The sequence below is a fragment of the Kribbella jejuensis genome (assembly GCF_006715085.1).
In the GTDB taxonomy this organism is placed as follows: Bacteria; Actinomycetota; Actinomycetes; order Propionibacteriales; family Kribbellaceae; genus Kribbella; species Kribbella jejuensis.
On sequence record NZ_VFMM01000002.1, the window covers coordinates 875,933 to 894,003 of the forward strand.

Here is an 18,071-nt window from a genome sequence, read left to right on the forward strand (position 1 = left end):
TCGGGTGGTTTTAGACGGTGGCGCCGGACCAGGCTAGGGCTTGTTTTAGGAGTTGGCCTCGGCCGCCCTCTAGGTCGTTGAGGAGGCTTGGGGCCAGGGCTTCCTCTGGGGTTAGCCAGGTGAGTTCGAGGGCGTCCTGGCGGGGGTTGCATTCGCCGGTGACCGGTACGACGTACACGAGGGCGACGGCGTGCTGCCGGGGGTCGTGTAGTGGGGTCATGCCGGGGAACGGGAAGTACTCCGCGACCGTCACTGGGACGAGCGTCGCGGGCAGCCGGGGGAACGCCGTCGGGCCGAGGTCCTTCTCGATGTTCCGCTGCAGGGCGTCCCGGATCGACTCGTTGTGCAGCACCCGCCCGGACACCAGCGTGCGGGTGATCTCACCGGTCGCGGGCGAGGTCCGCAGCAGTACCCCGATGTGCTCGATCTGCCCGAGCGTGTCCACCCGCGCCGGCACGGCCTCCACGTACAGGATCGGAACCCGCGTCCGGGTCTCGGCCAACGCGAACTCGGACAGCCACCCAGGATTCGGGTCAGGCGTTTGCAGCGACGACGTCATGTGCACATCTTCGCCTAAGCCCGCGCCCGCCGGTCCATCGCCCACTGCCGGGCGCCTCGGTACGGCGGCTCAGTACGGCGCCTCGGGACGGCGCTGGACCGGCAGACCGGCCTATGGTCTGAAAGCTGCCCGGTACTGGGATGGGCTCAGGCCGAATGTTGAGCGGAACCGGCGGGTGGCGTGGCTCGGGTCGTGCCAGCCGACTGCGGCGCCGATGGTCGCGACCGGTAGTTCGGTCTCGATCAGCAACCCGGCCGCACGCTCGGCGCGGATCCGATTGAGGTACGCCATCGGCGACATCCCGACGGACTTCCCGAACACCCGAACCAAGTACCCCGGCGCAAGGTTCACCCGAGCCCCCAACCGCTCGAGCGTCCACGGCTCGGCCAGGTCAGCCTCCAATACCCGCATCGCATGCTCCACCCCCGGATGCACCGCCGCCCGCAGGCCTGCTCCGCCTGGCACCAGGGCCCCCGAGAGCAGCCCGAACACATCCGGTCCGAGGTAGGCGTTGCGGACGATCAGGGCGGTGCAGTTGATGTAGCCGTGCCATTCGCCCGGGCGGATGACTACCACTGAGTCCGGCACCAGCGGGACCTCACCCGCCGCTGACACGTGTGTCCCGGAGCCGGCGACGACCACGGCGATCTCGAAGAAGGCGTGGCTGTGGATGGCGACGTCTGCGACGAGTTCGATCCGCTCACCGGCAACCGGTAGCCGTGGATCCGGGAACACCTCGCTGCTCAGCACGTTGTGCACGAACCACCCCGCTGATGAATCAGGTCAATTTCAGTCAAGCCATGGTCAACAACATCCTGTCCCCGGCGACCCCGGTCCGCGACGCTGGAATCACCTTCCAGTACGACGGAATCCAAGGAGCCACGCATGACCACCACCGAGCCTACGGCACCTACGACCCTCGACGACGAGACAATTTCCGCCTACCGACGCGACGGCGTGGTGCGGATCCGGAACATCATCGGCCGGGACGAGGCGGCCCGGTTCGCGGCGGCCGCGCTGGCCACCTCGGAGCGTGCCGACGACAACTACAGCGGATCGAAGATCTTCAACCAGTACGTCAACGTCTGGCAGCAGAACGACGTACTCAAGGAGCTCACCCTCGACCCACGTCTCGCAGCCGCGGCGACCGCGCTGGCCGGCGTACCGCTCCGGATCTGGCACGACCAGCTGCTGATCAAGGCACCGCACAACGGCGCCGCGACCGAGTTCCACCAGGACGCGCCGTACTGGCCGCACGCCGGATCGCGCGCCTCGTTGTCCGCCTGGATCGCGCTCGTCGACGTACCGGTGGAGCGTGGCTGCATGACCTTCATCCCGGGCTCGCAGAACCACCAGAACCTGCGCAGTCAGGACCTGTCCGACCGCGACGACCTGTTCCGCGCCGCGCCCGACCTGCGGTGGGAGGAGCGTCTGACGATCCCGCTGCAGGCCGGCGATTGCACCTTCCACAACGCGTACCTAGCGCACTCCGCGACCCCGAACCTCACCGACGACCCGCGGATCGCGCACGTCAACATCTACTTCGACGCGGAGGCGACGTACACCGGCGCCGCCCACGTCGTCACCGACGGCCTCGGCCTCACCGTGGGCGCTCCGCTCGAGCACGACCTGTTCCCGAGGGTTTGAAAATTTACAGCGTGACATAAGTTGTCTGCGTGCGTCTGCTCACCGACATCCGGCCGCTGCGGGAGTCCGCCGACTTCCGCCGGTTGTGGATCGGGTCGACGGTGTCGCAGCTCGGCCAGCAGATGACCGCGGTGACGGTCTCGATCCAGGTGTACGCGCTGACCCACTCGACCTTCGCGGTCGGGCTGGTCGGGCTGTGCTCGCTGGTCCCGCTGATCGTCTTCGGGCTGTACGGCGGCGCGATGGCCGACGCGATCGACCGCCGTACGCTCTCACTCGTCTCCTCGACCGGCCTGTGGCTGCTGTCGATGGTGCTCGTCCTGCAGTCACACCTCGACTGGGGCCAGGTCGGCGTGCTGTACGGCGTGGTCGCCTGTCAGTCGGCGTGCTTCGCGGTGAACAACCCGGCTCGATCCGCGATCATCCCTCGCCTGATCCGGCCCGAACTCCTGCCCGCCGCGAACACGCTCAGCCAGGCCGCGTTCAACCTGGGCTTCACCGCGGGACCGCTGCTCGGCGCCGTCGTGATCGCGTGGCAGGGATTCGCGGCGGCGTACCTGGTCGACGTGATCACGTTCACCGCGGCGCTGTACGCGCTCTTCCGGCTGCCCGCGGTGCCGCCGACCGGAGCGGTACGCCGGGCCGGGCTGCGGTCCGTCCTCGAAGGGTTCTCGTTCCTGCGCGCGGCGCCGGCGTTGCTGGCGACGTTCCTCGCGGACATCCTCGCGATGGTGTTCGCGCAGCCGCGGGCGCTGTTCCCGGCGGTCGCGGGCGCGTTCTTCGGCGGCGGCGTACGGACCGTCGGTCTCCTGCAGGCGGCACCCGCGATCGGGGCGTTGATCGGCGTGATCTTCTCCGGGTGGGTGACCCGGGTACGCCGTCAGGGCGTGGCGATCGTGCTCGCGATCACCGCGTACGCCGCGGCCGTCGGGCTGTTCGGGTTGTCGCGGACGATCTGGCTGGGCGTCGCGCTGCTGGCGATGTCCGGGGCGGCCGACATGGTGAGTTCGGCGTACCGGAACACCGTGCTGCAGTCCGCGGCACCGGACGCGATGCGCGGCCGGCTGCAGGGCGTGTTCATCGTGGTCGTCGCCGGTGGTCCGCGGCTCGGCGACTTCGTCGTCGGTACGACGTCCTCGCTGACCAGCCCGACCGTCGCACTGCTCGGCGGCGCCGCGGTCTGCATCACCGGCCTGCTGATCCTGCTTGCGCGGAACCGCCCGTTCCGCGCCTACGACTCGCAGACCAGGGCGTTGAGCTGAGGGAAGGGGTGCCTCCCTAGCCGCCGGTCGCGAGTTTCTTGACGACCGTGAACCAGGAGTCCATGTCCGGGTTGATCGCGGTCATCTCCTTGCCGCCCACCGTGACGAGCTTGCGGTCGCCGAGCGGCTTCTTCAGCTTGATCGGCAGCAGCGAGATGTTGCTGTCCGGCGGACACGGTACGTCGCTGTCGATGAATACCTTGATCTGGTCGTCCAACTGCTGCACGACCGCGTCCTGCGAGCACTTGCCGCGCAGACCGATCACCAGATCGGTGTCGTCGTACTTCGGGGCGTTCTGGATCCACTGCAGGTACTTCGGCTTCTTGCCCTTCACGAGCTGGTAGTACTCGACCGGCTGCCCTTTGGCGTCCAGCGGCTCGCGGCTCCCGTCGCCCAGGAACGAGCCGTAGATCATCTCGTAGCACGGATCCTTGGTGTCCGGGCCGTCGTCGGCGCCGAACGCCCGGGCCGCCTTGTAGCAGCCGACCGCCTCGCGGTTCAGCGAGAAGATGTTGAAACCGATCAGTGCGATCGCGCCGATCACCATCGCGATCGCGAGCATCCGGCGGGACCGGAGCTGCTGCGGGCCGAGGATGCCGGCCGCCCGGCGGGCCTCCTCCGGGGTCGGGTCGCCGGGCAGCGGAGCGGTGCGGAACAGCGCCATGATCGAGCTCGTCCACTGCGGGTTGATGATGGTCGGAACGGCATAGACCAGGATCAGGCCCACGATCACGAGGACGGCCGGAAGCAGCGACCAGTAATTTCGCACGGCAGCAAGATACGGGCCCATCGGGCCGCGCACGAATAGCGGATACTCTAGCTGGGTGCCCGCAGAGACCTCGCAGACGCTCGACCGGGGACTCACCGTCCTCGAGTTGCTGGCGGACGCCCCGGACGGGCTTTCCATCACCGAGTTGGCGGCGGCGCTGGGGGTCAGCCGAACGGTGGTGTACCGCCTGGTGAACACGCTCGAGCTGCACCGGCTGGTGCGTCGTGACAGCGAGGGCCGGGCCCGCCTCGGTCTCGCCGTACTCCACTACAGCCGGCGTGTGCAGCCGACGCTCCGCGACGCCGCTCTTCCGGTACTGCGCTCGCTCGCCGAGGACACCGGCGCCACCGCGCACCTGACGGTCGCCGACGGTGAGGAGGCGCTCGCGATCGCGGTCGTCGAACCGAGCTGGACCGACTACCACGTCTCGTACCGGATGGGCTCCCGGCACGCCCTCGACCAGGGCGCCGCCGGCAAAGCCATCCTGGCCGGCCGCCGCAAACCGGACCCCGCCGGCCGCCCCTTCGTCGTAACCTCCGGCGAACTCCAGGCCGGCGCCCAAGGTGTCTCTTCTCCGGTCCTCGGCGTCCCCGGCGTAGAGGCCTCCATCGGCGTAGTAGTCCTAGGCAAACTGGACCGAGACTTCGTAGGCCCACGCGTAGCCCGAGCCGCAGTAGAAGTAGCCAAACGCCTCGCCTGAGAACAGCTGACAGCTGCTTTTCCCTCGGGACAGCAAGGGCTGACAGGTGCTGTCCCGGGTTGGGCAGCACCCGTCAGTTTTTTGTGGCGGCTTCTACCAGGGGGAGGACTCGGTGGGGGATTTGTTCGGCGAGGGCGATCACGGTGGAGGCTCGTTGGATGCCTTGGACGATGACTACCTGGTCGATGACGCGTTGGAGGTCGGCGTTGGAGCGGGCCACGATCCGGCACCAGAGGTCTTCGGCGCCGGTGATGGTGTGGACTTCGAGGACCTCGGGGATGCGGGCGAGGGCTTCGGCGACGGTGGTGTGGCCGGAGCCCTGCTCGATCTGCAACGTGGCGAACGCGGTGACGGGGTAGCCGATCGCGGTGGTGTCGATGTCGGGGCCCCAACCGCGTACGACCCCGGCGCGTTGCAGGCGGTCCAGGCGGGCTTGGACGGTTCCGCGCGCCACGCTGAGCCGACGCGACGCCTCGAGTACGCCGACCCGCGGTTCGGCGGCGAACAACTTCAGGATGCGCGCGTCCAGTTCGTCCACCGACATGACGAATCCTCCGTTGATAGTCAGACTGACCAAATAGCCTAGCCATGTTGCGACATCAGTAGTCAGTCTGCCTAGTGAAACAGAGAAGTGTTGCGCAACCTGCGTCCCGCCGACAAGGCTCGGTGACACCACATCGACCCGGGAGGACCGCGATGACCAGCACCGACCTCACCCCTGCAGAGCTCGACGCCGATCTCGACCTCGACCAGCTGAAGCAGCTCGTCGGCCTGGTGCCGTACGACGAGAGCACCGACCCGTTCCCGGTCACCGCGATGGACGCCGTGGTGTTCGTGGTCGGCAACGCCACCCAGACCGCGAAGTGGTACCAGCTGGCGTTCGGTATGGACCTGGTCGCCTACTCCGGCCCCGAGACCGGCAACAAGGACGCGAAGTCGTACGTCCTGAAGGCCGGTTCCGCCCGCTTCGTGATCTCCGGCGGCGTCAGCCCGAAGAGCGCCTTGCTCGACCACCACCGCAGGCACGGCGACGGCGTCGCGGACATCGCGCTCGAGGTCCCGGACGTGGACAAGTGCATCGCGCACGCCCGCAAGGTCGGCGCGGTCGTCCTCGAGGAGCCGAACGACGTCACCGACGAGCACGGCACGATCCGCCGCGCGGCGATCGCGGCGTACGGCGACACCCGGCACACGCTGATCGACCGCAGCCGGTACGACGGCCCGTACCTGCCCGGCTTCGTCGCCGCCGAGACCAAGGTGACCCGGCCCGAGGGCCACCCGAAGCGGCTGTTCCAGGCCGTCGACCACGTGGTCGGCAACGTCGAGCTCGGCAAGATGGACGAGTGGGTTGCCTTCTACAACAAGGTGATGGGCTTCGTGAACATGGCGGAGTTCATCGGTGACGACATCGCCACCGACTACTCGGCGCTGATGAGCAAGGTCGTCGCCAACGGCAACCACCGGGTGAAGTTCCCGCTGAACGAGCCGGCGGTGGCGAAGAAGAAGTCCCAGATCGACGAGTTCCTGGAGTTCTACGACGGCGCCGGCGCGCAGCACATCGCGCTGGCCACCAACGACATCCTGCGCACCGTCGACATCATGCGGGCCAACGGCGTGGAGTTCCTGAATACACCCGACTCCTACTACGAGGACCCCGAGCTGCGGGCCCGGATCGGCGAGGTACGGGTACCGATCGAGGAGCTGCAGTCCCGCGGCATCCTGGTCGACCGGGACGAGGACGGCTACCTGCTGCAGATCTTCACCGCCCCGATCGGCGACCGCCCGACGGTGTTCTACGAGCTGATCGAGCGGCATGGCTCGCTCGGGTTCGGCAAGGGCAACTTCAAGGCGCTGTTCGAGGCGATCGAGCGCGAACAGGAGCGCCGCGGCAACCTCTAGTGCACTGTGACGATCAAAAAGCTTGCCAGTAGCAACTGCACACGGCGTGTCGCCGTCCGATTACCGGAATGACTGTCGGGGCAGGCTCCGTTCGCGTAGTGTCCCTCCTGAGTGTGCGTCGGGGCGCGCGCTCAGGAAGGGTTTCGTCATGAAGACACTGGGCATTGTGCTCAGCACAGCCGGCCTGGCCGGGGTGGGCGCGTTCGCCTTCTCCGCGGTCCCGGCCGAGGCGGCAACGGCCGCCAACTGCTCTGGCGCGACATCCATCGCCTCGGCGCCGATGTTGCGCAACAACCAGCCACCCAGCTGGGGCACGATCCGGCTCGTCCGCGACAACTGCTCCCAGTACTGGGCCGAGATCACGATGGCGTCGCCGCTGGTGGCCAACGCGAAGGCCAACGCCTTCCTGGTCCAGTCCGGCGGCGGGAACGACGGCCGGGTGCTCAGCTGCGACAGCAGCGGGGGCAACGGGGCGGTGATCCAGGGCCAGCGCAGCTGCCGGACGCCGAAGGTGAAGGCGACCAGCGGAAGCATCAAGTTCACCGCGATCGGCCGGGAGTACCACAACTACGGCGGCGGCTACGAGGAGATCTCGGAGAACGCCACCAGACGCACACGCTGAGCCGGCGTGAGACACAGGGTGCGCAGTACCGCGCAGTAGTTATTAGGCTCGCAGTATGAGTGAGGTTGTCGAGCAGCTGCGTCAGGTGCTGCCACCCGAGGCGCTGGTGACCGATCCGGACCGGATGGAGAGCTACCGGTACGACCGGGCGATGTTCTGCCCGGCCGGGATGCCGCTCGCCGTCGTCCTGGCCCGGGAGACCGCGCACGTCCAGGCGGCGGTGCGGGTCGCGAACGAGTTCGGCGTACCGATCGTGCCGCAGGGCGCGCGGTCCGGCCTGTCCGGCGCCGCCAACGCGCTGGACGGCTGCATCGTGATCTCGCTGGAGAAGATGGACCGGATCCTGGCGATCGAGCCCGTCGACCGGTACGTCGTGACGCAGCCGGGGGCCTACAACGCCGTGCTGTCCCGCGCGGTCGCCGAGCACGGACTGTTCTACCCGCCGGATCCGTCCAGCTGGGAGTTCTGCTCGATCGGCGGCAACCTGTCGACGAACTCGGGCGGCCTGTGCTGCGTGAAGTACGGCGTGACCACCGACTACGTGCTCGGTCTGGAGGTCGTGCTCGCCGACGGCCGGGTACTGCGGACCGGCCGGAAGACCGTGAAGGGCGTCGCCGGGTACGACCTGGCCAAGCTGATCGTCGGCAGCGAGGGCACCCTCGGCATCATCACCGAGGCGACCCTGATGCTCCGCCCGGCGGCCGCGAAGCCGCGGACGATGGCCGCACTGTTCGCGGACGGCGTCGAGGCCGGGAACGCGATCCTCGAGATTATCCGCAGCGGTGTTTCGCTGAGTCTGCTGGAAATCATGGACCGGACCACGATCCAGGCGGTCAACAAGTACAAGCGGATGGACCTGCCCGAGGAGGCCGGCGCGATGCTGATCGCGCAGTCCGACGCGGGCGGTGAGGCCGGCGCCGCCGACGTCGCCGCGGTCGCCAAGCTGTGCCGCGACCAGGGCGCACTGGAATGCATCGAGGCCGAGGACGACGCCGAGGGCGAGATGCTGCTCGAAGGCCGCCGGGTCGCGCTGACGGCCCTGGAACAACTCGGTACGACGATGATCGACGACGTCGCCGTACCGCGGTCGCGGCTGGCGGAGTTCATCGGCCGGCTCGAGGAGCTGTCGGCGGACCTGGACATCACGATCGGCGTCCTCGGGCATGCCGGCGACGGGAACATGCACCCGACGGTGGTATTCGACCAGACCGACCCGGCGCAGGCCGAGCGGGCGCAGCAGGCATTCGAGCAGGTGATGGCGATCGGGCTGGAGCTCGGCGGCACGATCACCGGCGAGCACGGCGTCGGCGTACTCAAGCGGACCTGGCTGGCCGAGGAGATCGGCCCGGTTGCCCTAGACGTGCACCGGGCGATCAAGGCCGCGCTGGACCCGAAGAACCTGCTGAACCCGGGCAAGATCGTGGCCGATTGAGGTTGTGACGGAACCGCAACAGAACTGCCGAGCCCATTCGACGTCCACGGCCATCGAATGTGACGTCAGGAATGGAGCATAGGAAGCTAGGTTGTTGAGCTCACGGGGGAACCGGATGCAGGGTAGGAGGCGCCCGATGGGTCGGTTGCGCCGTACCGTGCTGCCTGCCGTCGCGGTTCTGGTCGCGACGACGCTGCTGGGAGCCTGCGCCAACGGCGGTGGACTGCGCGTCGAAGGCCCCGAATCGCCGCCGCCGGACACCCCGACTCCGTCCGTTGCGGTAGGCACCGGAACCACCTCCCCGAGCCCGGGAAAGACCCCGGTTCAGCCCGTCGACCTGTACAAAGTCCGGGCCCGGCTGCTCGCCGATCGGCGGCTGTCGGACTACGACCGGAAAGTGCTATCGAATTGCACGGTGATTTCGCGTTGCCTCAGCAGGGGTAAGACCGTTGATGTAATGCACAGCGGTACACCTCAGCAGATCGTCCTGATCCATACTCTGGAGAAGTTCGTCTTCGGTATCTTCCTGATCGCCGTCGAGCCCTCGGGCCCGCGGCCGATCTGGAATCTTGATGTCGAGCAGCCGACCGTGAACGCCAGCCCGCAAGGTGAGCTGGTGGTCGAGTCGAAGATCTTCACGATCAACGACCCGGTTTGCTGCCCGTCGGGTCGCCGGGTCGAGGTCTACCGTTGGAACGGTCGGCAGATGACCAAGGTGAGCTCGACGGACCAGTAGGGAGACTGAAGTTCGGTGGTACCGGAAGAACCGGCAGCGCGCATTCTCATGGTCGAGGACGACGCGGTGATCCGTGAGGCGACCCAGTTGACCCTCGAGCGGCACGGCTACGACGTGACCACGGCCGAAGACGGCCTGGAAGCGATCGAGCGATTCGAGAAGATCCACCCGGACGTCGTGATGCTGGACATCATGCTGCCCGGGCTGGACGGCATCTCGGTGTGCCGGCGGATCCGTGAGACCAGCACGGTCCCGATCGTGATGGTCTCGGCGCGCGGAGATGCCCTCGACGTCGTACTCGGCCTGGAAGCGGGCGCTGACGACTATGTGACCAAACCCTTCGACACCCAGGTGCTGGTGGCCAGGCTGCGGGCGGTGATGCGGCGCGCGGTCTCCGATCCGGAGCGTCCGGCACCGGCGGCCGGTTCCGGCGTGGAGTCGTTCGGCGACCTCGAGCTGGACCGCGAGGCCTTGGAGGTACGGCGCGGTGGCGCGACCGTGCAGCTGACGCCGACCGAGCTCAAGCTGCTGATCGAGTTCGCGAACAACCCCGGCGTGGTGCTCAGCCGGTCCACACTGCTGCAGCGCGTCTGGGACTACGAGTGGGGCGGCGACGGCCGGCTGGTCGACGTCCACCTGCAGCGGCTGCGGACCAAGATCGGTGCCGACCGCATCGAAACCGTCCGCGGCTTCGGGTACAAACTCAGGGCCTAGCGGGATGGGACTGCGCGGCAAGCTCGGTCTGATCTTCCTGCTGGTCTCGTCGCTCGCGATCCTGGTGCTGTGCGTGGCGGTCTACACCCAGGCCCAGTCGGCCCGGCTGGACCGCACGCGCAGCTTCGCGGACGAGCGGATCCAGCTCGCGGCGCAGAGCTACGACACCAACGACGTACCGGTGTTCGGGGCGAAGCTCGACGATCCGGACCTGCCGCCGCAGTTGCGGGACGCGGTGCTGTCCGGGAAGCGGGCCACGTTCAAGACCGGGTCGCCGCACGCGAAGATGTGGGCGGCGGTCGCGGTCAAGGACGGCAAGGTGCTGTCGATCGAGCAGGACTACGACAACACCGACGACTCGATGAAGGCGTTGCAGCAGGCGCTGGTTCTCGGCGGCATCGGCACGGTCGCGTTGGTCGCGCTGGTCAGCGTGATCCTCGCGGGCAGCCTGTCGAAGCGGATCGTCGCGGTGGCCGGGACGGCCCGCCGGATCGCGGCCGGTGACCTGGACGCGTCCGCGGCGGAGGCCGTTGGCAAGGGCAAGGACGAAGTACAGGCACTGGCGACCGCGCTGGACACGATGGCCAGTTCGCTGCGCGGTCAGCTCGAGGCCGAACGCCGGTTCACCGCCGACGTGGCGCACGACCTGCGGACGCCGGTCACGGGTCTGACCACGGCGGCGGAGCTGTTGCCGCCGGGACGTCCGAGCGAGCTGGTCCGGGACCGGGCCAAGGTGCTGCGGCGGCTGGTCGAGGATCTGCTCGAGATCGCCCGGTTCGACTCGGGTGTGGAGCAGGCCGACCTGGAGCTGGTCGGGCTCGGCGCGTTCGTCGGGTCCGCCGTCGGGCGGTTGCGGATGCAGCAGGGCCTGGCCCCGAACGATGTCGTCGTCCATCTGGACGGGACCGACGAGACGGTGTCGACCGACTCGCGGCGGATCGAGCGGATCCTGGCCAATCTGATCGTGAACGGCCTGCGGCACGGCAAGCCGCCGGTCGAGGTGACGGTCAGCGGCCGGACCGTCGAGGTCGTTGACCACGGCAACGGTTATCCCGAGGAACTGATTGCCGAAGGCCCGCGCCGGTTCCGCTCCGGGATGGCCGAGCGGGGTGTCGGGCACGGTCTGGGCCTGACCATCGCGGCCGGTCACGCCAAGGTGCTCGGCGCCGAGCTGACCTTCGGCGAGGCACCCGGCGGTGGTGCGCTGGCGCGGCTGGTGCTGCCCGCCGGACCTGAGACGGAGTCGTAACACAACCTTTCCCGCGCGCGTCGCGTCTTCCCCTGCGTAACACCAACAAAACGAGGGGAAACCACAGATCATGCGTACTCAGTTCGTTCGCCGTACCGCTGCCGCCTTCGCCGGTGTCGCCCTCGCCGCCGCCGGCCTCGGCGTCGCGGGTGCCCTGCAGGCCGACGCCGCGACCACCCAGCAGGTCGCCGCCACGACTCCGGCCGTCGCGAAGTCGATCACGATCAAGTCGGACAAGGCCACCGCGAAGGCGTGGGCGAAGGTGTCCTTCACCGGCAAGACCTCCGGCATCGCGGCGAAGACCGTCGTCCAGGTGCAGCGTCTTCAGAACGGCAAGTGGGTCAACTTCCCGGCCACCACCAAGGTGACCAGCCGCGCGACCTACTCGGTGTGGGTGCAGAGCGGCCGGGTCGGCGTGAACAAGTTCCGCGTCGTCGCGGCGAAGACCGCGTCCGCGCCGGTCTCGGTGACCATCACCAAGTGAGACCCGCAGCGGCGCCACTTCCCAGGGGGCGGGAAGTGGCGCCGCTTCGTTTCCTAGCGGGTGCCGTAGACGTTGAACTCGGCTGCTGACCCGAAGACTGCGCCATTCAGTGAGCTTGTTCCGACGAACTTCACGTACCGGCCAGGCTTGGCGGGGAAGTCGACCCGCTGTACGGCGGTGGAGTTCGGGAACTCACCCGTGGCGACCGGCGTATCCCAGTTCTGGCCGTCGGCGCTGACGTAGATCTCGTACCCCTTGAACATCCCGTTCGTCCCGCTCTGCCGGGGCAGGTAGCTGAAACCGTTCACCTGGTACGTCGATCCGAGGTCGAGCGTCATGAAGTGCGGGAAGCCGGCCGGCGTACTGACCTGCGACCAGGCGGAATGCCAGATCGTGCTGGGGTTTCCGTCCAGCGCCATCGTCGCCGCTCCACCGGTGGCGACGTCCTCGCTGTCCACGTCCACCACCGTGATCCGCGACTGCGGGACGATGCCCGGCGGCAGTACGGTGGCCTCCGCGGTGATCGTTGCCTGACCACCCGTTGCCGTCAGCACGTACTTCCCTTCCGGCGTGCCAGCTGGGGGAGTCACGTCCCAGGTCGTCGTTGCCGTCGCCCCGGCGGCAACCGTTGCGTGCGTGGCCGGCGTGGTTGCCGCGACGGTCCAGCCGTCAGGCGCGCTCAGCCCGAGCGTGATGTTGCTGGCAGCAACCACGTCGTTGTTGGTGAACGTGGTGGTGACGGTGTTCGCCTCGCCGGAGACGAGACCGGTCAGGCCGGTGACGGCGACCGAGGTGCAGTCCGCCGGTTCGGACGTCGTACCGAGGTCGGTGACGGCGAAGTCGTCCATGACGAAGTCGGTCTGGTCGCCGCCGTCGGACAGCTTGCGCAGCCCGACCCAGTAGTCGCCACCGCAGCCGGCCACGAACTCCTGGTTGAAGGTCGCCTTGGTCCGCTGCTCACCGATCGGCGTCGCCTTCACCTCGACGGACTGCGGCCGGTCCACGCCCTGGATCCACGCGTACTGCCCGGCGCGACCACTCTCGTAGTCGAAGCTGACCTTGTACTTGTGACCGGGCTGGAAGTTCACCGTCCACGGCGCGGTCCGGTACACCAACCCCTGGTTCTCCTCATGCGACTTGAGCGACCAGTTCCCGTCCAGGACGTCGTCGACCAGCTTCCCGTTCCACCCGGCCTGCGTGTACGGCGCATGCTTCTTCGCCAGCACCGTCCGCGGATCGGTCACCCCACCCGCATCCCCCTTGATGAATGGGCCCCACCCCTGATCCACGTTCTCGAAATCCTCCGCAGTGCCTGCTGGGCTCGTCTCGACAACCCGCGCATCGTCCACCCGAACCTGCCCGGTCCCAGCCGCTGCTCCGATTGCCAGGTCCGCGGTGCTTCCCTTTGCCTCGAAGAGGACTCGCGCCCGCTGGTAGTACATCCCGTGCTTGTCATCCGCGGCCACCATGTTCTCGACCGTCGACCGCGGTACCACGTTCGTCACCCCATCGACGGAGATGGTCGTCGGGCGGTACGCCTCCACCCACGCGGACGCGCTGTACGTACGCCCCTTCGTCAGCCCGGTAATGCGCTGCGTCAACGACGAAGCCTTCTTGCCGAGCTGAGCCACGTGCTGCCCGTTCTCCAGCGTCGCGATGCTCGCACCACCCGTCGCATGCCAGGCGGCCAGGTTGCCGGCGTTGAATCCCGGGTCGTTCAAGTGCGTGCCTTCGCCCCAGTTCACGGCCTGCGGCTGCGGAGCGGCTACCGGGTACAGGACGTACGGTTTCCCCGGGACTGCGTCGAGCGTGATGGTGCCATGGTTCGCCCGGATGGTGGTGGGCTTGGTGCGGCCGATGTCGCTCAGTTGGTAGGCGGTGAAGGTGCTGACGCCCGCGAACGCCGCCGGCAGTTGCCAGGTGGTCCGGCCTCCGGCTGGGTTGTAGTGGTAGAGCTTCTTGTTGTTGTCCCAGGGCAGCAGGTACTTGTCGCCGTCGAGCACCTTCGCGTTCCCGACGTACACGGCCCGCTTCCCGTTCTCGACCGCGCCGCGCACCCCGCCGGTGAACCGGATGTCGCCGGCGTTCCAGTCGAGGATCTTCTGCTGCTGCAGGAACTTCGCCGGCAGGTTGCGCTGCCAGATGTTGGTGTAGAACGCGTTCCAGTCCGTCTCGCCGGTCCAGCCCTCGAACTCGACGATCGCCGACTGACCCAGGATCGGGTCGTTGTTCCAGACGTCCTTCTCGTGGTTCCGGACGAACCGGATGATCTGCGAGTTCAGCCCCTTGTTGGTCGGGCCGCCGTAGTCGAGGTCGTTCGCCCAGTGCGACCACAGCGAGGTCCGCTCGTGCCGATCGGCCCACTCGGTCGCGACCTGCCAGCCCTGCGCGGACAGCTGCCGGGTCAGGCCGTCGGCCAGCCAACCGGACTGGTAGTAGACGTCGATGTACAGCTCCTGCAAGTTCTTGTCCGTCTCGTCGCGCAGTTGCTGGAACCGTTTGACGATGTTGCCGGAGGCAAGGTCCGGCCTCTGCTTGATGTAGTAGCTCTGGCCGAGCCAGTTCCAGCCCTTCGCGTTCTTGTCGGCCAGCTCCTCGCTGAACGCGTTCGCCTCGGGGTACGCCTCGGTCGCGTTCACGTGCACGCCGAACGCCGCGTTCCAGGCCTTGCCCTGCTTGAGCAGCGTGTTCAAGTCGGTGAGACCGCCTGCGCGGAGGTTGTAGTTGCCGCCGTAGTCGGGGTGCCCGGAGTCGTGGCCCTCGGACGCGTAGCCCTTCAGCAGCGCCATTTGACCGAGCCCGTCGGTGGACAGCGAGATCCGCTTGACGTCGTCGAGGGTCCGCAGGAACGGGTGGGTGGCCTGGCTGGCGAAGTTGAACGGGATGTGCGTGATCACCCGGTTCTTGACCTGGTCGCCGCCGTTCGGCTCGACCATGATCGAGCGGAACGCGACCGCGCCGTCCTCCCAGTCCACGGTCTGGTCCTGGTTCGCGTCGGGCGTCACCACGACCTTCGCCCAGGGGAGCGGTTCGGTGTACGGCGAGGTGTCGGCGCGGTACGTCCACTGGCCGCTCCACACGCCGACGCGCGTACTGCCGTCGCTGCCCTTGCGGGCCTGGTGCCAGAACCGGGCGCCGTCGTCGACGGACTGACCGGACGGTTTGTCGTACGTCGAGTTCGACTCGATGCCCGCGGCCAGCCCGCTCGTGTTGACGAACGCGTACGCCGCGCCGGTCGGGGAGGCCTCACCCGGCGTGCTCGCGGTGACCGGGGTGATCTTGTCCGCGTTCTGGGTCGAGTCCGGGTCGAGGGTCGTGAACGCAGTCGTCGCGCCGGCGCCCGTACTCGACACCGAGACCAGGTCCTGGTTCGGGATGTCGATCGTGTGGACGCGGCTCGTTGCGCTGTCGCGCACCGCGTCGATCGCGAACGTGGTCACCCGTCCGGCGAGGCTCAGGCTGGTGTCCAGCTCGACGCCGGGCAGCGCGTCGAAGCCGAGCGTGTACGACGCTTTCGTGTCACCGATCGTGGGCGGCGCGACGAGGTGCGCGGTGCGGGCGACCCCGTCGATCGTGACCGTCGAAATGGCGTCCGGTTGGCCGCCGAGGGCCTGACCGGACGCGTTGTCGACGTACTTGATCACCCGCGGGAAGTCCGCCCCGACGGTGACCGTCAGCTCCGGCGACCGCAACGCCGGAGCCGCCGTGACCTGCTGATCCGGCTGAGCCTGCGCTCCCGACGGTACGCCCAGCACCCCGGCGGCCATGGCTACTGCCAGTACTCCACACCCCACTGAACGTTTCATGTCGACGAAGTTCGCACGCAACCGCGAGTTCGTCAAGAGAAACGAACACTAATGAACAGATTGGCGCAGTCTTTGGAGTCAGCTGACCGCAGGGCTGATCTTGCCGGTCACCTCGCCGAGGCCGAGGGGGGAGCCGGTGGGGGTGGTTGCCCAGGCGGAGATCGTGACCTCGTCGCCGTCTTCGAGGAAGGTGTGTTCCTTGCTGTCGATGATCAGTGGTTCGCGGCCGGCCCAGGTCAGCTCGATGAAGGAGCCGCGTTGGTTCTTCTCGGGGCCGCTGACGGTGCCGGAGGCGTACAGGTCGCCGGTGCGGACGGTGGCGCCGTTGACGGTCATGTGGGCAAGCATTTGGGCGGGCGACCAGTAGATGTCGCGGTACGGCGGTTTGCTCACGAGGTGGCCGTTCAACCGGACCTCGAAGGTGATGTCGTAGTTCGTGAGGTGCTGTCCGCGAAGGTATGGCAGGACAGGCGGGTCCTGCACGCCGAGGGGGACGGCGGACGCGGCCAGGGCGTCCAGGGAGATCACCCACGGGGAGATGGACGTGGCGAAGGACTTGCCGAGGAACGGGCCGAGGGGTACGTACTCCCACGCCTGGAGGTCACGGGCGGACCAGTCGTTGACCAGCACCACGCCGTACACATGGTCCTCGAAATCGTCTACTGGGACAGGCTTTCCGAGGGTCGACGGCGTGCCGACGACATAGCCGAGCTCCACCTCGATGTCGAGACGCTGGGACGGGCCGAACGTCGGTTCCGCGGCGTCGGGCGCTTTGCGCTGGCCGGACGGGCGGACGATGTCGGTGCCGCTGGCAACGATCGTGCCGGCGCGGCCGTGGTACCCGACCGGAAGGTGCTTCCAGTTCGGCAGCAGCGGTTCGGAGTCGGGGCGGAACAGGCGGCCGAGATTGGTCGCGTGCTGTTCGGAGGCGTAGAAGTCGACGTAGTCGGCGACCTCGAACGGCAGCTGCATCGTGACCGCGGACTGCGGGATCAGGTGCGGCTCGACCGTGTCCCGGTCGCCGGCGTTGTGGACGAGGTCGAGGAGCCAGTTGCGGGTCGCGCGCCAGGCGGGGCGGCCGAGCGCGAGGAACGCGTTCAGACTCGGTTCGGCGAACAGTTGGGCGCCGTCCAGCATCTGCGCGGACGCGACCGGCGCGAGGTCGATGATCTGGTCGCCGATCGCGGCGCCGACGCGGGGTTCCTCGTCGCCGTACCGGAACACGCCGAGCGGCAGGTTGTCCGGGCCGAACGGTGAGCCGTCCGGGATGTCGATCCAGCTCATTCAGCCCTCCAACAGATTCAAGGCGATCAGGTCGGCGCGCGGCTCGTCGATGCTGCAGGAGCCGAACGACGTGAACCACCGGCGGGTGCTCGCCGCCTGGTCCTCCGTCAGTCCGCTCGCTCGCGACGCCAGTTCCCCGCCGTTGCGGTTCTCCAGCAGATGTACGAGCTCGTCCTGGTTCGCGCCGTCCAGCGAGGCGCGGGTGGCTAGCAGTACGTTCAGGAACCCGTGGTGCTCGAAGCCCGAATCCGCCGCGGTGTGGCGGACCGCGTTGTGGAGCCCCGCGGTGCACTTGAACGGCACTTCCCGGTCCAGGCAGGCAGTGATGAACGCGGCCACCTGCTGTGCTGACGGGAAGAGCGCGGCGTCCAGGCCGCCGGTGCGGAGCTTGGCGGCGTACCCGGCGTCGGCGACCACGTCGAGCGCCCGCTCCCAGGCCCCGTCCATCCCGACCTCGACGTACGCCATCTCCTCGTCGAAACAGTCGTCACAAGCCCGCACCACCCGCAACGCATTCCGGGACAGGTCGTCCTCGTCCCGCAACCGCACCTCCACCGCGGTCACCACGACGTCCTTCGACCGATCTCCCCACCGCACCACCGGCTCGATCCCACCCGCCCCACCAGAGACCACGACCGACACCCGCAGCGGCGTCTCCCCGGAGCGGGCCGCCTCGGCGACCTTCATCAAGTCCTGGTCTGTGCAGACGAACGGGCCGACCAGGTCCGCGTAGGCGGACTGTAGGTGTGCGTGGTGCGCGGCGACTGCGTCCGGGAGGGGCAGGTTGCCTGGAGGGAACATCGACGCGTCGTCGACCAGGTGCCGGAACAGGACAGGGACGGTTGACATGATCCAGAGCCTAACGGATGCTTTCGGTAAGCGGACGCAGGCGTTCGATTATCGGGCAA

17 protein-coding genes are annotated in these 18,071 nt (G+C 68.0%); 10 read left to right on the forward strand and 7 right to left on the reverse strand.

Annotated features, from left to right (window positions below):
- Window positions 1–10: 10 nt before the first annotated feature.
- Both FB475_RS24130 and FB475_RS24135 read right to left on the reverse strand, forming a co-directional pair.
- The gene (locus FB475_RS24130) at window positions 11–559 is read right to left on the reverse strand and encodes an NUDIX hydrolase family protein (protein WP_141858843.1); all 549 of its coding nucleotides are present in this window, start codon (window positions 557–559) and stop codon (window positions 11–13) included.
- Window positions 560–670: 111 nt separating this feature from the next.
- Window positions 671–1,318 (reverse strand): helix-turn-helix transcriptional regulator, encoded by a 648-nt coding sequence (locus tag FB475_RS24135; protein WP_141858844.1) that lies wholly within the window; start codon window positions 1,316–1,318, stop codon window positions 671–673.
- 126 nt (window positions 1,319–1,444) lie between these two features.
- On the opposite strand from FB475_RS24135, the gene FB475_RS24140 reads away from it, so the two are divergent.
- The gene (locus FB475_RS24140; RefSeq protein WP_141858845.1) at window positions 1,445–2,206 is read left to right on the forward strand and encodes a phytanoyl-CoA dioxygenase family protein; all 762 of its coding nucleotides are present in this window, start codon (window positions 1,445–1,447) and stop codon (window positions 2,204–2,206) included.
- Between the two features lie 29 nt (window positions 2,207–2,235).
- On the forward strand, window positions 2,236–3,468 hold the full coding sequence (locus FB475_RS24145) for an MFS transporter (RefSeq protein WP_141858846.1): 1,233 nt from the start codon (window positions 2,236–2,238) through the stop codon (window positions 3,466–3,468).
- A gap of 16 nt (window positions 3,469–3,484) precedes the next feature.
- Here FB475_RS24145 and FB475_RS24150 read toward each other — a convergent pair whose 3' ends face one another.
- Complete coding sequence (locus FB475_RS24150) at window positions 3,485–4,237, reverse strand: hypothetical protein (protein WP_238332378.1); 753 nt, start codon at window positions 4,235–4,237, stop codon at window positions 3,485–3,487.
- Window positions 4,238–4,292: 55 nt separating this feature from the next.
- Between FB475_RS24150 and FB475_RS24155 the strand changes: the two genes are divergently transcribed.
- A complete protein-coding gene (locus FB475_RS24155) occupies window positions 4,293–4,937 on the forward strand; it encodes an IclR family transcriptional regulator (protein WP_141858847.1) in 645 nt (214 codons plus the stop codon).
- Window positions 4,938–5,010: 73 nt separating this feature from the next.
- Here FB475_RS24155 and FB475_RS24160 read toward each other — a convergent pair whose 3' ends face one another.
- Entirely contained in the window at window positions 5,011–5,481 is a 471-nt protein-coding gene (locus FB475_RS24160; protein WP_185759409.1) for an Lrp/AsnC family transcriptional regulator, read from the reverse strand.
- A gap of 152 nt (window positions 5,482–5,633) precedes the next feature.
- Here FB475_RS24160 and hppD point away from each other — a divergent pair, with 152 nt between their 5' ends.
- From hppD to FB475_RS24195, 7 genes are all read left to right on the forward strand, one after another.
- Window positions 5,634–6,836, forward strand: coding sequence for a 4-hydroxyphenylpyruvate dioxygenase (gene hppD / locus FB475_RS24165; RefSeq protein ID WP_141858848.1), 1,203 nt, complete (start codon window positions 5,634–5,636; stop codon window positions 6,834–6,836).
- Between the two features lie 148 nt (window positions 6,837–6,984).
- Window positions 6,985–7,458 (forward strand): DUF2690 domain-containing protein, encoded by a 474-nt coding sequence (locus tag FB475_RS24170; RefSeq protein ID WP_141858849.1) that lies wholly within the window; start codon window positions 6,985–6,987, stop codon window positions 7,456–7,458.
- Between the two features lie 55 nt (window positions 7,459–7,513).
- Window positions 7,514–8,890, forward strand: a complete 1,377-nt coding sequence (locus FB475_RS24175) for an FAD-binding oxidoreductase (protein ID WP_141858850.1) — start codon at window positions 7,514–7,516, stop codon at window positions 8,888–8,890.
- 136 nt (window positions 8,891–9,026) lie between these two features.
- Complete coding sequence (locus FB475_RS24180; RefSeq protein ID WP_141858851.1) at window positions 9,027–9,626, forward strand: hypothetical protein; 600 nt, start codon at window positions 9,027–9,029, stop codon at window positions 9,624–9,626.
- A 48-nt stretch (window positions 9,627–9,674) separates the two neighbouring features.
- On the forward strand, window positions 9,675–10,340 hold the full coding sequence (gene cseB, locus FB475_RS24185) for a two-component system response regulator CseB (protein WP_185759410.1): 666 nt from the start codon (window positions 9,675–9,677) through the stop codon (window positions 10,338–10,340).
- Between the two features lie 4 nt (window positions 10,341–10,344).
- Complete coding sequence (locus FB475_RS24190; RefSeq protein WP_141858853.1) at window positions 10,345–11,589, forward strand: HAMP domain-containing sensor histidine kinase; 1,245 nt, start codon at window positions 10,345–10,347, stop codon at window positions 11,587–11,589.
- 70 nt (window positions 11,590–11,659) lie between these two features.
- Window positions 11,660–12,073: a hypothetical protein gene (locus tag FB475_RS24195; protein WP_141858854.1), complete on the forward strand. Its 414-nt coding sequence runs from the start codon at window positions 11,660–11,662 to the stop codon at window positions 12,071–12,073.
- Window positions 12,074–12,126: 53 nt separating this feature from the next.
- On the opposite strand, the gene FB475_RS24200 is transcribed toward FB475_RS24195, so the two are convergent.
- From FB475_RS24200 to FB475_RS24210, 3 genes are all read right to left on the reverse strand, one after another.
- Complete coding sequence (locus tag FB475_RS24200) at window positions 12,127–15,879, reverse strand: endo-alpha-N-acetylgalactosaminidase family protein (RefSeq protein ID WP_141858855.1); 3,753 nt, start codon at window positions 15,877–15,879, stop codon at window positions 12,127–12,129.
- A 78-nt stretch (window positions 15,880–15,957) separates the two neighbouring features.
- Window positions 15,958–17,163, reverse strand: coding sequence for a fumarylacetoacetase (gene fahA / locus FB475_RS24205; RefSeq protein ID WP_141858856.1), 1,206 nt, complete (start codon window positions 17,161–17,163; stop codon window positions 15,958–15,960).
- A complete protein-coding gene (locus FB475_RS24210) occupies window positions 17,164–18,012 on the reverse strand; it encodes a hypothetical protein (protein ID WP_141858857.1) in 849 nt (282 codons plus the stop codon).
- Window positions 18,013–18,071 lie beyond the last annotated feature (59 nt).

Coding starts and splice junctions, on each gene's coding strand:
- FB475_RS24130 (WP_141858843.1), bottom strand. CDS start 559: ATGACGTCGTCGCTGCAAACGCCTGACCCGAATCCTGGGTGGCTGTCC.
- FB475_RS24140 (WP_141858845.1), top strand. CDS start 1,445: ATGACCACCACCGAGCCTACGGCACCTACGACCCTCGACGACGAGACA.
- FB475_RS24160 (WP_185759409.1), bottom strand. CDS start 5,481: ATGTCGGTGGACGAACTGGACGCGCGCATCCTGAAGTTGTTCGCCGCC.
- hppD (WP_141858848.1), top strand. CDS start 5,634: ATGACCAGCACCGACCTCACCCCTGCAGAGCTCGACGCCGATCTCGAC.
- FB475_RS24170 (WP_141858849.1), top strand. CDS start 6,985: ATGAAGACACTGGGCATTGTGCTCAGCACAGCCGGCCTGGCCGGGGTG.
- FB475_RS24175 (WP_141858850.1), top strand. CDS start 7,514: ATGAGTGAGGTTGTCGAGCAGCTGCGTCAGGTGCTGCCACCCGAGGCG.
- FB475_RS24180 (WP_141858851.1), top strand. CDS start 9,027: ATGGGTCGGTTGCGCCGTACCGTGCTGCCTGCCGTCGCGGTTCTGGTC.
- cseB (WP_185759410.1), top strand. CDS start 9,675: ATGGTCGAGGACGACGCGGTGATCCGTGAGGCGACCCAGTTGACCCTC.
- FB475_RS24190 (WP_141858853.1), top strand. CDS start 10,345: ATGGGACTGCGCGGCAAGCTCGGTCTGATCTTCCTGCTGGTCTCGTCG.
- FB475_RS24195 (WP_141858854.1), top strand. CDS start 11,660: ATGCGTACTCAGTTCGTTCGCCGTACCGCTGCCGCCTTCGCCGGTGTC.
- FB475_RS24200 (WP_141858855.1), bottom strand. CDS start 15,879: ATGAAACGTTCAGTGGGGTGTGGAGTACTGGCAGTAGCCATGGCCGCC.
- fahA (WP_141858856.1), bottom strand. CDS start 17,163: ATGAGCTGGATCGACATCCCGGACGGCTCACCGTTCGGCCCGGACAAC.
- FB475_RS24210 (WP_141858857.1), bottom strand. CDS start 18,012: ATGTCAACCGTCCCTGTCCTGTTCCGGCACCTGGTCGACGACGCGTCG.